The 16,483-nt window shown below is 76.2% G+C and carries 1 protein-coding gene; it reads left to right on the top strand.

The features are described from left to right. Positions 1–16,483 (top strand): SDR family NAD(P)-dependent oxidoreductase (locus RIM90_RS15980; protein WP_309061384.1); only part of this gene is annotated, 16,483 nt, incomplete at both ends.

Here is a 16,483-nt window from a genome sequence, read left to right as displayed (position 1 = left end):
CGCCGGTGCTGCGCTGCCTCCGCGTCGAGGTCGACGCGGACCCCGCCGACACGGACGCCGTCGCCTCGGCCCTGGCCCGGCTGACCGGGCCCGACAGCGCCGGACCCGACCCCGCCGGACCCGCCGCCGTCCCGGACGAGCTGCGCTGCGTCCCCGGCAGCGGCTGGGCCCGCCGCGCCTACGCCCCGTACGTCCGCGGACCGGGCGGCCTGCCGCTCAGGCGCGGCGGAACGTACGTCGTCGCGGGCGGCACCGGCGGAATCGGCCTGCGACTCGCCGAGTTCCTCGCCCGTGCGTGGGCGGCGAAGCTGGTGCTCCTCGGCAGGAGCGCCCTCCCGCCGGAGACCGCCGCACGGTTCGCCGAGTGGAAAGCCCACGGAGCCGAGGTTCTGCACCTGCGGGCCGACATCACCGACGAAGGGGAACTGACCGCCGCCCTGGCCGGGGCCCGCCGCCGCTTCGGCGCCCTGACCGGCGTGTTCCACTGCGCCGGTACGGTGCGGGACGCCGCGTACTTCCGCAAGGAGCCCGGTGACGCGGAGGCCGTACTGGCGGCCAAGACCACCGGTACCGTCCGGCTGGACGCGGCCACGGCCGGGGACGACCTCGACCTCTTCGTGCTCTTCTCGTCCCTGTCGGCGGCCGTCGCCAACCCCGGGCAGAGCGACTACGCCTACGCCAACGCCTGGCAGGAACAGTTCGCGCGACTGCGCGCCGCCCGCACCGACAGGCCCGGCCGCACCCTCGCCGTGGCCTGGCCCTACTGGGCCGAGGGCGGGATGCGCGTGGACGCGCGGGCCCTGGCGCGGACCCGCTCCGCGACCGGGCTCGCCCCCCTGTCCACCGACGAGGCCCTGCGCGTCCTCACCGACGTCGGGACGGGCGCCGCCGTCGTCACGACGGTGCTCCACGGCGACGCCGGCCGCGTGGAGCGGCTGCTGCCCGCCGCGGGCGGCGATCCGCGCGACGAGGACGCCTCCGGGCCGATGCCCGCTCACGGCGCCGGAGCCCCGCAGGCGACCCCGGCGACCGCCCGGGTCGGCGACGACGGCCGGGACGGCGGCCCCGCGGACGGTCCCGCTCCCGACGACATCGCCATCGTGGGAGTCGCCGGGCGGTACCCGCAGGCGACCGACGTGAACGAGCTGTGGCGCAACCTCGTCCGCGGCCGGGACTGCATCACCGAGATCCCCCCGCAGCGCTGGCCGCATGACACCTACTACGCGGCCGAGCGCGGCACGCCCGGCCGCACCTACGGGCGGTGGGGCGGCTTCGTCGACGCCTACGACCGGTTCGACCGCGACTTCTTCGGGATCTCACGGCGGGACGCCGAACGGATGGATCCGCAGGAGCGGCTGTTCCTGATGACCGCCTGGCACACGCTGGAGGACGCCGGCCATCCGCCCGGCACGCTCGCCGGACGCGCCGTGGGCGTGTTCGTCGGCGTGATGTGGAACCACTACCAGCTGGTCGACTCCGCCGACGACGGCGTCGCCCCGATGGCGGCGCACTCGGCCGTGGCCAACCGGGTCTCGTACACCTTCGACCTGCGCGGACCCAGCATGGCCCTGGACACCGCCTGCTCGTCGTCCCTCACCGCGCTCCACCTGGCCGTACGCAGCATCCGCGCGGGCGAGTGCGAGGCGGCGCTGGCCGGCGGGGTCAACCTCATCGTCCACCCGCAGAAGTACCTTCAGCTCGCGCAGGGCCGGTTCCTCTCCGACGACGGGCGCTGCCGGGCCTTCGGCCGGGGCGGCACCGGATACGTCCCCGGCGAGGGCGTCGGCGCGGTCCTGCTCAAGCCGCTGCGGCAGGCCCTGCGGGACGGCGACCACGTGTACGCGGTCATCAGGGGCAGCGCCGTCAACCACACCGGGCGCACCAGCGGCTTCACCGTGCCGAGCCCCGCCGGACAGGCGCGGGCCGTGCGGGCCGCGCTGCGCGACGCGGGTGTGGGGCCGGAGCGGATCGACTACCTGGAGGCGCACGGGACCGGCACCTCGCTGGGCGACCCGATCGAGGTCGAGGGACTGCGGCAGGCGTTCGCCGGAGCCGGGGCGCACCGGTGTGCGATCGGGTCGGTGAAGTCCGCGATCGGGCACCTGGAGAGCGCCGCCGGGATCGCCGCGGTGACCAAGGTGCTCCTCCAGCTCCACCACCGGCGCCTGGCACCGACGCTGCACGCGGACGAGACCAACCCGCACATCGACTTCGAGCACGCGCCCGTGCGGGTCCAGCGCGAGGCCGCCCCCTGGCCGCCGCGTGCCGACGGCGCCCCCAGGACCTCCGGCGTCAGCTCCTTCGGGGCGGGCGGCAGCAACGTCCACCTGGTGCTGGCGGAGGGACCCGCCCGTCCCGAGGCGCCGGCCGCGCCACCGGGAGAGCAGCTGTTCGTGCTCTCCGCCCGGGACGAGACGGCGCTGCGCGCGTACGCCGGCCGATGGGTGGACCACCTGGACGCCCTCATCGGCACCGACGACGACGCTCCGCGGCCCTCGCTCGCCGACCTGGCCCACACCTCCCGCACCGGCCGCACCGCCATGGCCGTACGGCTGGCCGTGATCACCGGGGACCTGGCGGGCCTGCGGTCCGCGCTGCACCGCTACGCGACGGGCAAGCCCCCGGCCGACGGGGACTTCTGGACCTACGCGGGCATCGCCCCGGAGCAGGCGGGCCTGGAGGGCCTCGCCCGGACGGCCGCCGAGTGGGTCGCGGGGGAGGGCCCGGACCGGTCCGCCCTCGCGGACACGGCCGGCTACTGGGCCGCCCGCGGGCTGCCCACGGAGGCCGACGGCCTGCGCAAGGTCCCGCTGCTGCCCAACTACCCCTTCGCCCTGGAGCGTCACTGGCCCGGCGAGTGGGCCAGAAGGCGCACGCAGGACGGGAGGACGGCCGGTGAGGAGGCGGCTGAGGTCGCGGCGAGCGCGGAGAGCGCGGAGGCCGGGGGAAGCGCGGGGCCCGAGGAAACGGCGGAGGACCGGACGGCGGCCGGCGAGCGGCCGGCAGCGGACGAGAGGACGGAGGACGAGGTGGAACCCGTGGTCGCCGAGACGGGCCCGTCTGCCGCGCCCGCGGCACACGGCGCGGGGCCGGTGGACCCGGCCGGAGCCGCGCAGCCCGCGCCGGCCGGGCGGCCCACCGTGGACCGTGCCGTGGTGCGGCAGGCGATCGTGGAGGCGCTCTGCGCCGAACTGCGGGTCTCTCCGGAGGAGATCGACCTCACCGAGCCGTTCAGCGACCTCGGCGTCGACTCGATCGCGGCGGAGGTGGTCCGCCAGGAGATCGGTGGACGCTTCGGCGTGGAGCTGGACTCCGTGACCGTCTACGACCACCCGACGGTGGAGCGCCTCACCGACCACGTGCTGACGCTCGGCCCCACCCACGACACGCGCCCCGGTGCGGACCCCCGAGCCGTTCACGCCGCGAAGGCCGACGACGACGCGCGGCAACAGCCGCCCGGCGTGGCCACCGGAGGAACGGAGCCGGCCCCGGACGCGGAGACGCGTACCGCGGCGGAGTCCGCCCGGCCGGGGCGGCCCACCCACGACCCGGGCCGGACGGAGCATCGTCGGGACGCCGGCGCAGCGACGCCGGCGAGCGGCGCCACGGCCGCGGGTGTGCCGGCTCCCCACCGGGACACCGACATCGCGGTCATCGGGATGGCCGGACGCTTCCCGGGCGCTCCCACGCTCGACGCGTACTGGGAGAACCTGCTCGCGGGGCGCTGCGGGATCACCGAGATCCCCGCCGAACGCTGGGACGCCGCACAGTGCTACGACCCGGACCCGACGGTGCCCGGCACGACCTGCAGCCGGTGGGCTGCCCTGCTCGACGACGTCGACGCGTTCGACGCCGCGTTCTTCGGCATCTCCCCGCTGGAGGCCGAGGCGATGGACCCGCAGCAGCGCCTCTTCCTGCGCGAGGCGTGGAACGCCCTCGAACACGCCGGCTACGGAGCGCCGCGCACGACCGCCACCGGCACCTGCGGGGTCTTCGTCGGCAGCGGCGCCGGTGACTACGGCCGGCTGCTGGCCGAGCGGGGACAGCGGGACACCGGATACGCGTTCCTGGGCAACGCCCCGTCCATCCTCGCCGCCCGTATCGCCTACCTCCTCGACCTGACGGGCCCCACCCTCGCCGTCGACACCGCCTGCTCCTCCTCACTGGTCGCCGTTCACCTGGCCTGCCAGTCGATCCGCGCGGGGGAGTGCGACATGGCCCTCGCCGGGGGAGTGGCGCTGATGCTCACCCCCGAACTGCACGTGCGGTGCGGCCAGGTGGGCATGCTGTCGCCGACCGGCGTCTGCGCGCCGTTCGCCGCGCCGGCCGACGGCACGGTGCTCGGCGAGGGCGTGGGCGCGGTCGTGCTCAAGCGCCTCGACCGCGCCCTGGCCGACGGCGACACCGTGCACGGGGTGATCCGCGCCGGCGGAGTGAACGGCGACGGCCGCACGAACGGCATCACCGCGCCGAACGCCCGCTCCCAGACCGAGCTCATCGCCTCGGTGCACCGGCGTGCCGGGCTGACCTTCGACGACATCGGCTACGTCGAGGCGCACGGCACCGGAACCCCGCTCGGGGACCCCATCGAGGTCAAGGCGCTCACCGACGCGTTCCGCCGGGGCACCGACCGGACCGGCTACTGCGGTCTGGGATCGGTGAAGGCCAACGTGGGCCACACCACCATGGCGGCCGGGATCGCCTCCCTGCTCAAGGTCCTGCTGGCGCTGCGGCACCGCACCCAGCCGCCCGCCGCCGGCTTCGGGGAGCCCAATCCCCGGATCGACCTGGACGGCAGTCCCTTCCGGGTGCGCACCGAGGCCGTGGACTGGCTGCCCGGACCCTCGGGCGTGCGCGCGGCCGCCGTCAGCGGCTTCGGCTTCAGCGGCACCAACTGCCACCTGGTGGTGACGGAAGCACCACCCGTCGCACCGCGGCCGTTGCGGGAGAGCTCGGGCACCGGCGCCTTCACCTTCCCGGTGTCCGCCCGTACGGAGGCCGAGCTGAGGCGCCGGCTGGAGGACCTCGCCACCGTCGCCTTCTCCGCCCCCGGAAGCGCCCGGGGCGGGGCGAGCGCGAGGGACATCGCCTTCACCCTCGCCGTGGGACGCCGGCATCTCCCGGTGCGCGCCGCGCTGACCGCCGGCACCGTCACCGCGCTGGGCGAGGGCATCAGGCGCCTGCTGGACGGCTCCCCGGACGCGGGGGCGTACTGGCTGACGGCGCCCGAGGACGACACGAGCACGGCCGCGGCCTACGTACGCGGTGCCGACCCGGACTGGGAGTCGCTGTTCGCGGGGAGCGGAGCACGCCGGGTCCCCCTGCCGACCTACCCGTTCACCGAGTCGCGGTACTGGGCGGGAGCACCGGCCTCCTCGGACGGCGGGAGCGGGGCGGGCGGCCCCAGCCCCTCCGCCGGGGCCGGCACGGAGGGCCGCGCACGCCCGGCCGGACACCCGGACGGGTCCTGCGACCCGCTCGACGCCGACTGGCTGCTCACCGACCACGTCGTCGCCGGAACCCCCACGCTGCCCGCCACCGCCACCCCTGCCGCGGCCGTACGCGCCGCGCTCGGCGCCGGACACGAGCTGCCGCTGCGCTGTGAGGACCTGCGCTGGCTGCGGCCCCTGACCGCCGAACCCGGCCGGACCACCGCGCGAGCCCGGCTGCGGCTCGCGGACGACGGCTCCTTCGCCCTGGCCGACGGCACGGAGACGTACGCCGACGGACGTCTGGCCACGGCACGCCCGGAGGCCGAGCACCTCCCGCTCGCCGAGGCCGCCGCCCGCTGCCCGCACCACCGCGACACCGACGCGTTCTACGACGACTTCGCAGCCTCCGGACTCGCCTACGGCCCCGCCTTCCGGGTCCTGGACGACATCGTGTACGGCGCGGACGAGGCCCTGGCCACGCTGTCTCCGCCGACCCGGGACGGGGACGCCGCCGTGCATCCCGCCCTGCTGGACGGAGCGCTGCAGCTGGCCTCCGTCCTGCCGGCGGACGAGGCCGACCGCGACGCCCTCCTGGTGCCCTTCAGCGCCGAGGCCGTGGACGTCCTCGCCCCCATGGACCGGGCCGCCCGCGCCCACGCCGTGCGCACCGGGCCGCGCACCGTCACCCTCCGGGTCGTCGACACCGACGGACAGGTTCTCGCCCGGGTCACCGGGCTGACGCTGCGGCCGCTGACCGCGCCCAAGGGCCCACTGGTGTACGAGCCCCTGTGGCAGGACGCCCCCCGGGCAGGGGCACGGCCGGACTCCGGGCCCGTGCGGCAGGACGCCGACGGCCGGGTCCTGATCGCCCACACCGCGGCGGCCGGCGAAACGGCCCGGCGGCTCGCCGCACTGCACGGCTCGCAGCGGACGACCGTCGCGGAACTGGGCGAACCCGCCGCGACCGCCGCGGCCGCGGGGACCTACGACCTCGTCCACGTCCTCGGTTTCCGCGGCGAGCCCGCCGGCGCCGGTGACACGGGCCCTTCCGCGCAGCGGCCGGCGCTCGACACCCTCCGGCTGCTCACCGCGCTGACCGGCCCGGCGCGCGCCCGCCGCGGACGGCTCCTGGTGGCCCTCGACGGTGCCGTGGCGGTCGGCGCGGAGGAGGCACCCCACCCCTCCGGCGCCGCCCTGCTGGGCCTGGCCCGCACGTACGGCGCCGAATACCCGGACTGGTCGGTGCGGTGCGTCGACCTCGGTGCCGGGCCGCTCGAACCGGAGCAGGCCGCGCGGCTGCTGTACGCCGAGAGCGGTGCCGCGGACCGCGAACCCGTCACCGCGCTGCGCGGCACCCGGCGGCTGGTCCGGCGCATCGCGCCGGCGGAGCTGCCCGATGCCCCCGCCCGCCCCTTCCGTGCCGGCGGCGTCTACCTCGTCGTCGGCGGCGCGGGCGGCATCGGCACGGCGCTCAGCCGGCACCTCGCCCGCACGGTCGGTGCCCGCCTGGTGTGGGTGGGCCGCCGCCCGCTCGACGAGGAGATCTCCCGGAGGATGTCCGCCGTCACCGCGCTGGGCGGCAGCGTCCGCTACGTCAGCGCCGACGTCACCGACGCCGACGCGCTGCGCGACGCGGTGGAACGGGCACGCGCGGAGTTCGGACCGCTCAACGGCGTCTTCCACGCCGCCGGGGTCCTCGCCGACCGCACTCTGGCCGGCCTGGACGAGGACACCTTCCGCGCCGCCTTCGACGCCAAGACCGCCGGAGCGGAGGCGCTGTGGCGGGCGGTGAGCGGGGAGCCCCTGGACTTCCTGCTGTTCCTGTCGTCCGCCGCGGCCTTCACCGACACCCCCGGACAGGCCAACTACGCGGCGGCCACCCACTTCGAGGACGCCTTCGCGCTGCGGCTGCGTGCCACCGGGCAGGCCCCCGCCGCGGTGATCGACCTCGGCCTGTGGGGCGGCGAGGGGATGGCCGCGGGCGACGCGCGGCGCACCGCGCGGCTGACCGCCCTCGGGCACGGCCTGCTGGATCCGGACCAGGCCCTGGCCGCGCTCGAACGCGTCCTCGCCGCGCGGCTGCCGCAGGCCCTGATCGTCACGGCGGACGCCGCCGGACTCGCCCGGCTCGGCGGATCCGCTCCCCGGCCGCCCGCCACCGAACCGCCGCCGCCCGCACCCACTCCGGCACCCGCCCGGAGCCCGCTGCCGTCACCGTCGGCCGACTCGGTCCGCCGCTACGTCAAGCTGGTCTTCGCGGAAGTGCTCAAGTACCACCCGGACGACCTCGGCGACCGGGTCACCTTCGAGAACTTCGGTGTCGACTCCCTGATCAGCCTCACCATCATCCGGCGCTTCGAGGAGGACCTGGGGCCGCTCCCCGCCACGCTGCTGTTCGAGCAGCCCACCATCGAACGGCTGGCCGAGTGCCTGCGCACGGAGTACGCGGCCCCGCTCGCGGCGGCCCTGCCGGAACCCGCCGAGCCCGTGCCCGCCGAGCCCGCGGCCGCACCCGCCCCGCCCGCCCCCGGCGGCGCGGACGCCGCCTCCGCATCCGCCCTGCCCGCGCCCGGCGCCCCCGCGGCCGCCGTCCCGCCCGGGTCCCCCCAGGGGGGCGACATCGCGGTGATCGGTGTCAGCGGGCGCTACCCCGGCGCACCCGACCTGGACGCCTACTGGCGCAACCTGCTGCGCGGCGAGAACAGCGTCACCGAGATCCCGCCCGACCGCTGGGACTGGCGGCCGTACTACGACCCGCGACGGGGGACGCCGCAACGCACCCCCAGCCGCTGGGGCGGTTTCCTTCAGGACGTCGACCGCTTCGACGCGGGCTTCTTCGGCATCCTGCCGCGCGACGCCGACGACATCGACCCTCAGGAGCGGCTCTTCCTGGAGACCAGCTGGAACCTGCTGGAGGAGGCCGGATACCTGGGCGAGCACACCCACGAGCCCGCCACCGGCGTCTTCGTGGGCCTGATGTACGGCACGTACGGGGAACTCGGCGCCACCCAGTGGCCGCAGGGGCGGCTGTCCGGCGCGCACTCCGCGTACTGGTCGGTGGCCAACCGGGTGTCGTACTTCTTCGACTTCCAGGGCCCCAGCTTCGCCGTCGACTCCGCCTGCTCCTCGTCCCTGACCGCGGTGCACCTCGCCTGCGAGAGCCTGCGCCGCGGCGAGTGCCGGATGGCCGTCGCCGGCGGGGTCAACCTGGTACTGCACCCCTCGCACCACGTGTCCCTGTCCGCGCTGAACATGCTGTCGGCCGACGGCGCCTGCAAGGTCTTCGACGAGCGGGCCGACGGCTACGTCCCCGGAGAGGGCGTCGGCGCCGTGCTGCTCAAACCACTGGCCGCCGCCGTCGCCGACGGCGACGACATCTGGGCGGTGATCAAGGGCAGCGCGGTCAACGCCGGCGGCAAGACCAGCGGATACACCGTGCCGAACCCGCACGCCCAGGCGACCGTCGTCACCGAGGCCCTGCGCCGTTCCGGCATCGACCCGGCCACGGTCGGCTACCTGGAGGCGCACGGCACCGGCACCGAACTGGGCGACCCGGTCGAGGTGGCAGGACTCGTCCGCGCCTTCGGCGCCGCAGCGCCCGGCACCGACACCGGCACGACCGGTGCCGGGCGCCGGGTCATCGGGTCGGTGAAGGCCAACATCGGCCACCTGGAGGCCGCGGCGGGCATCGCCGGCCTCACCAAGGTCCTGCTCCAGCTGCGGCACCGCACCCTGGTCCCGAGCATCCACCTGGAGAACCCCAACCCGAAGATCGACTTCGACCGGTCGCCGTTCCGGCCCATACGGCGGTCCGAGCCGTGGACGGCGCCGGACGGCCACCCCCGCCGCGCCGGCGTCAGCTCCTTCGGCGCGGGCGGCGCCAACGCCCATGTCGTCGTGGAGGAGTACGACCCCGCCGCCCCGCGCCCCGAGGCGGCCCGCGAACCCGACGGCTCGCGGCAGCTCTTCGTGCTGTCCGCCCGGGACGACGACGCGCTGCGTGTCTACGCGGGACGCGTCGCCGCCCACATCGCCGACGCGGACGCCTGCCGCGCCACCCTGCGGGAGCTCGCCGCCACCAGCCAGCTCGGCCGCAGGCACATGGAGGCGCGGCTCGCCGTGGTCGCCGCGGACCGTTCCCAGCTGGCCGCCGCGCTGTCCGCGTTCGCCCGCGGCGAGGAGCACCCGGAGGTCCGGGCGGGACAGGTCCGCGCGCGCGGCGAGGCGGAGGAACTGTTCGACGGCGACGACGGCGCCGCGTTCGTCGCCCGGCTGGTGGAGCGGGGCGACCTCGCCAAACTCGCCCGGCTCTGGGTGCGCGGCATCCCCGTCGACTGGGCCGCACTCTGGCCGCGCCCGTGGCCGCGCCGCGCCCCCTTCCCCACCTCCGTCTTCCGGCGCCGGCGCCACTGGCTGCGCACGGACGCGCCCCGGCCGCCCGCCGCACCGGGGGCGGTGACCGTCCCGCTCGACGCCGGCGAGGCCCACCTGCGCGACCACGTCGTGGCAGGCCGCCGCCTCCTGCCCGGAGCGGCCGTCCTGGAGGCCGTGTGGACGGCGCTCGGCACGGTCCGGGGCGAACTGCGCGACCTGCGGTGGCACCGGCCCGTGGCGCTCGACTCCGCCGGCCCCGACCGGCTGACGGTGCGGATCGACGCGGCCGGCGACGGCGGCCGGTTCCGCGTCACCGGGCCCGACGGCACCGAACCGGTCTACGCCGAGGGAGAGTTCGGCACCGGCGGCGCACCCGGTTCGGACGACGCCACGGACCGCGAGGTGTCACCGGCCGAACTGCGCGCCCGGTGCCCGCACCCGCAGGACGTCGACGCGTTCTACCGGACACTCGCCGGCGCGGGCCTGCGCCACGGCCCCGGACTCGCCGTCGTCACCGAACTGGCCACCGGCCGGGGCGAATGCCTCGCCCGGCTGCGGCTGCCCGCCGGACAGCCGGCCCGGCCCCTGCACACGGCACTCGTCGACGGCGCGTTCCAGGCCACCGCCGCCCTGGTGCCGGACGGCCGTCTGGAGGTTCCCGCCCGGGTGGAGCGCGTACGGCAGATCGCCCCGCTGCCCGAGGCGTGCTGGGCGCACGTCCGGGAAGCCGGAACCGTCCCCCGGGGCCACCGCTTCGATCTGCGCCTGATCGACGACGACGGCCGGGAACTGCTCGCCCTCGACGGGTTCACCACTGCCGTCGCCCCCGCCCGGCCGGACCGCGACCGGCCCGCCGACGACGGCTGCCGGTATCTGCGCCCCTGCTGGGCCCCCGCCGAACGCGGTGCGGCCGTCCGCACCCCGCGCACGGTGCTGGTGCTCGCGCCCGACGAGACGGTGGCCGAGGCGGTCGAACGGGAACTGGACCGGCACGCGATCCGCCACGAGACGGCGCTGCTGCGTTCCACCGCCGGCCCCGTCACCCGCGGTGAGGACGGCCGGTACACGCTGCCGCCGGACGGCCCGGCGCAGTACCGGCACCTGATCGAGGAGCTCGCGTCCCGGGACGTCCGCCCGGACTGCCTGCTGCGTATCTGCCCCGACACGCCCCTCACCCCGGACACCCTCGACGCGTGCGTCGCCGAAGGGTTCGGCGCCGTGCTGTGGCCCGCCGCCGCGCTCCTCGCCCGCGACGCCGCCGCTCCGCTGCACCTCCTCGTCGCCCACCCCTGGGACTCCGGTGACGTGAGGCCCCACCACGCCGCGACCGCCGGGACGCTGCGCACCCTGGCCCTGGAGCACAGCGGCTGCACGGGCACCACGCTCGCCCACCCCCCGGGCACGGACCCCGCCACGCTCGCCGAGCTCCTCGTCGCGGAACTCCGCGCCGGCGACGGCCGCCAGGACGTCACGCACGTGCGCTACGCCGACGGCGTCCGCCAGGAGCGCGCCCTGGAGGAGTTCACCCCCGACGGAGCCGTCCTCGCCGACGACCTCCCGGTGCGTCCCGGCGGCACCTACCTCATCACCGGTGGCGCCGGAACGCTGGGACTGCGCTTCGCGCGACTGCTCGCCGCACGCGGCCCCGTCACGCTCGTCCTGACCGGGCGCTCACCGCTCGGTCCCGGGCCGCGGGCCCGGATCGAGGAGCTGAACACGGGCGGCACCCGCGCCGTCTACCTGCCCGCCGACATGTCGGACGCCGCCGATGTCGCCCGGCTGGTGTCCCGCATCCGCACGGACCTCGGTCCGCTGCACGGCGTGCTGCACGCCGCCGGCACCACCCGGGACACGCGCGCGGTCCGCAAGACGGCCGCCGAGGCCGCCGAGGTGCTCGGCCCCAAGGTGTACGGAACCGTCCTGCTCGACGAGCTGACGCGTGCGGAGCCGCTCGACTTCTTCGTCTGCTTCTCCTCCGCCACCGCCGAGATGGGCAACCCCGGGCAGGCCGACTACGCCTACGCCAACGCCTTCCTCGACGAGTTCGCCGAGGCGCGGGAGGCCCGGCGCGCCCGTGGCGGGTGCCGGGGCCGCACCGTGTCCATCGGCTGGCCGCTGTGGCAGGACGGCGGCATGACGGTCGACGCGGCCACGCTGCACCTGATGGAGCGTCGCTGGGGCATCGCACCGCTCGCACCGGACCGCGGCGAACGGGCCTTCGTCCGCGCCCTCACCGGGACGGCCACCCGCGTCGTCGTGTACCAGCCCGCCGCCTCCGGCCGCCCCGCACCACCGTCCGGACCGTCCGCGGCGACGCCGGGCGAGACGGCGGACACCGGCGAGGTGCTGCGCGAACTCCGGTTCCTGGCAGCCGGCTTCCTGCTCGTCGACCCCGAGGAGGTGGACGACGAGGCCGACCTGATGGACCTGGGCTTCGACTCCATCTCCCTGACGGAGCTGATCAACCGGGTCAACGAGCGCTACGGGCTGGACCTGCTGCCCACCGCGCTGTTCGAGCACAGCACGCTGGCGCGTTTCGCCGCGTACCTGAACGAGGCCCACCTGCCCGCGGCCGCACCGCGCCCGGCCGCGGCCGCCGGACCCGCTGCGGAAACGCCCGAGGATCCCGGCGCGCCCGACGACCGCGGCGCGCCCGACGACCGCGGTCCGGCCGACGACCACCGCGCCGAGCAGGACCCCCCGCGACCCCACGACGCCGGACCCACCGCCGAGGACCCGCCCGCGGGCCCGTCCGCGCCGGCTCCGTCCCTGCCGGTTCCGCCCGAGCAGCCTGCGTCCCTGCCGGACCGGCCTTTGTCCGTGCCGGACCCGGAGGACGGGATCGCGGTCGTGGGCATGGCCGGCACATTCCCCGGCTCACCGGACCTGGACGCCTTCTGGGCGCACCTGGCCGCCGGCGACGACCTGGTCACCTCGGTCCCCGAGGACCGCTTCGACCTGCTCGCCGATCCGCGCACCCGCGACGTACGGGCCGGGTTCCTGGACGACATCGCCGCCTTCGACGCCGGCCTGTTCGGGATATCGCCCCGCGAGGCCGCGCTCATGGACCCGCAGCAGCGCCTGTTCCTCCAGGTCGTGTGGCGGGCCCTCGAGGACGCCGGCCGGCGCCCCGACGACCTGGCGGGGACCAGCACGGGCGTGTTCGTGGGCGTGGCGACCTCCGACTACGACGAACTGCTCACCGCGCACGGCGTGCCGACCGAGGCCCACATGGCCACGGGTGTCGCCCACGCCGTCGTCGCCAACCGGGTCTCCCACCTGCTGGACCTGCGCGGTCCCAGCGAGGCCGTGGACACCGCCTGCTCCAGCGCGCTGGTCGCGCTGCACCGGGCGGTGCGCGCGATGCGGGCGGGAGAGTGCGACGCGGCTCTCGTCGGCGGGGTCAACGTGACGCTCAGCCCCGCGGTCTTCGTCGCCTTCGCACAGGCGGGCATGCTGAGCGCCGAGGGACGGTGCAGGACGTTCGACGCGGGCGCCGACGGTTACGTACGAGGCGAGGGGGCCGGGGCGCTGCTGCTGAAGCCGCTGAGCCGGGCCCTGGCCGACGGCGACCACGTCTACGCCGTCGTCAGGGGCAGCGCCGTGAACCACACGGGGCGCACCGCCTCCCTGACGGCACCCAGTCCGCGGGCACAGGCCGAGGTGGTGGTCCGCGCGCACCGTGAGGCGGACGTCGAACCGGACACGATCGGCTACATCGAGGCCCACGGCACGGGCACCCGGCTCGGTGATCCCGTGGAGATCGAGGGCCTGAAGCAGGCCTTCGGCACCCTGTACGCCGAGCGCGGGCTCGCGATGCCGACGGAACCGGTCACCGGAATCGGCTCCGTCAAGACCGCCATCGGCCACCTGGAGGCCGCGGCGGGCATCGCGGGCGTGCTGAAGGTCCTGCTCGCCATGGAGCACGGCGAACTGCCCGCGCTGCTGCACCTGAAGGACCCCAACCCCTACCTGAGACTCGAGGGCTCGCCGTTCCGGCTGGTCACCGAGCACGGGGAGTGGCCGGTGGTCCGGGCGCGGGACGGCCGCCCCGTGCGACGCGCGGGCGTGAGCTCCTTCGGGTTCGGCGGCACCAACGCGCACGTCGTCCTGGAGCAGCGGGTGCCGCAGCCCGATCCGCCGCGTCCACCGGCCGCAGCGCACGGCGAACGGACGCTCTACCCCCTCTCCGCGCCGTCCGGGCACGCCCTGCGGGCCTACGCGGGACGGCTCGCCGACGCGCTGCGGGACCGACCGGACCTCGACCTCCGGGACGTGGCGCTGACCCTGCGCACCGCACGCGCCGAACTGCGCGAACGCCTCGCGGTGGTGGCCGCGACCCGCACCGAGCTGGTCGCCGCCCTGCGGGCCGCCGCCGACGGCCGGCCCGGCACCGGAATCCACCGGGGCACCGCCACCCGCCGGCCACCGGCCGCGCCCTCTTCGACCGGGCCGTCCGACGCACCGCGGAACACGGACGCGCGGGCCGGGGACCAGGGCCCGGGCGCGGACGCGCTGGCGGCCGCCTGGGTCACGGGCGCCGCGCCCTTGCCGCCCGTGCGGGACGAGCGGCCGAGGCGGCTGCGCCTCCCGAGTTTCCCGATGAGCACCACGCGCCACTGGCCCACCGTTTTGTCGACACCCACCGTGGAGCAGCCCGTGACCACGTCCCCGCCTCGCCGCGCCCCCGTCCGGCTGGCGCCCGTCCGCCGTACCGCCGCGACCGCGACGCAGACCGAGCAGCCGGTGACGGCGGACGCGACGTCCCGGCCGGCTCCCGCGCCCGCCCCGGTCGTCGCTCCGGTCGTCGCCCCGGATGCGGCCCCGGCCGTCGCGGAGGCCGAACCGTCCGCAGGCCGCGTGCCCGGCGAGGTCGCGGACGTGGTGCGGTCACGCCTCGGGGACATCCTCGGCATGCCCGCCGAGGAGATAGACCCGGAGCGGCCCTTCGGCGACCTCGGCCTGGACTCCGTCTTCCGGATGGATCTGGCCCGTGCCCTGAACGTGGAGTACGGCACCGAGCTGTCAGCCGCCGACCTGTACGAACACGACACGGTGGAACTGCTCGCCCGTCTGGTCGCCGGAACACGGACGGCTCCGCAGGCTCCCGTGACCGGAGCCGCGGCGGTCGGGACCGGCTCCCGCCGGCCGGCAGCGGCCGGCGCGCCCGACCCCCGGGACGCGGCCCCCACCGGCCCCCTCGCCCTGCTGGAGAGCGTCCTGGGCCGCCGTCTCGACCCGCACGTCAGCTTCACCGACGCCGGTCTGACCTCGTTCGACATGCTCCGGGCGATCAGCGCGCTGGAGAGCCGTCTCGGGGCCCTGCGCAAGACACTGCTGTTCGACCACCCGACTCCGGCCGAGCTCCACGCCTTCCTGGCCGAACGGTACGGCGAGCAGGCGGTCTCCTCCCTCGCGGCCACGTCCGCGGCACGACGGACCTCTTCCGGGGCGGGCACCGACCGGGGCGAACCCCGGACACACACCGAGCAGGACGGCAGGCCGCTGATCGTGCCGCGCAGCGACCCCGGTGACGCGGAGACGGCCGCACTGCTGGACCGGCTGCTCGGCCGGTACGGCCGCGAGACCGGTCTGGCCGGCCGCGACATCGCACCCCTTGCCTTCCTCGGCGCCGGACGGCGCGGCTACCTCATCTTCTCCAGGTCCGGTGACGACCTGCTGGCCTGGAGCTACGTCGGCCCCGACGACCACTTCGCCGAGCTGGCCGGGGAGTTCGTGGAACACGCGGTGGGGGAGGGCCTGCGCCCCAACTTCCTCTCCCTCCTCCCGCTGACGGAGGCGGGCGGCCACCGGGTCACGGCCACCCCGTTCGGGGCCCTGCAGCGCCTGGAGGACATCGGACGGTTCGACCTGGCGGGGTCGGCGAAGAGCCGACTGCGCAACATGGTGCAGCGCTTCGCCCGCTCGGGCGAGTGCCGGACCACCGAGTACGTCTCCGGCTCCGACCCCGCCCTGGACGCGCGGCTCGCCGACCTGGTGGACGCGTGGACGCGCGGGAAGGAGATGACCAACCCGTACGTGTGGAGGGTGCGCCGGGAGCTCCTGGACGGCCGTCTCGGCGAGAACCACCGGGTCTTCCTCACCACCGTCGACGACGCCCTGGTGAACGCGGTCGTCGTCACCCGTATCCCGGCGGAGAACGGCTATCTGCTCGACGTCGAGTTCTATCCGCCCGACATGCCGAGGGGCGGACTGGAGTTCGCCCTGGTGCGCATCATCGAGCAGCTCGCGTCCGAGGGCGCGGAGGTGTTCAGCTTCGGCGCGAGCTTCGGGGTCCGGCTGGGCGACCACTCCCACGCCGACCCGGAGGCCGAGCGCGCACTGCGGGAACTGGACGAGGCCGGGATCTTCGGCAGCGGCAACTTCCGCTTCAAGAACAAGTTCCGCCCGGTGAACACCCCGCTCTACCTCTGCCGCCCCGCCGAGGGCCCCCGCACACCGGTGGCGGACGTCATCCTGATGATCGCCGACCCGCGCACGGCACCGGAGCACCCGGCGGCCGTCCCCGGCGGCCGGCCCGTGCCCGACCCCGCCCCGAGCGGGCCCTCCGTGTCCCCTCCGGCCCCCGCCGCAGCCACCTCCTCGAGCCGCGGGAGGGGCGACGCGCCCTCCGCGCGGGCCGTCCGCACCCCCGACCGGCAGGACCCCCCGCGACC

The sequence above is a fragment of the Streptomyces sp. genome (genome assembly GCF_031181555.1).
GTDB classification, from domain to species: domain Bacteria; phylum Actinomycetota; class Actinomycetes; order Streptomycetales; family Streptomycetaceae; genus Streptomyces; species Streptomyces fimbriatus.
Note: the sequence above shows the minus strand (reverse complement) of the source record. Positions and strands in the feature narration are given on the sequence as shown.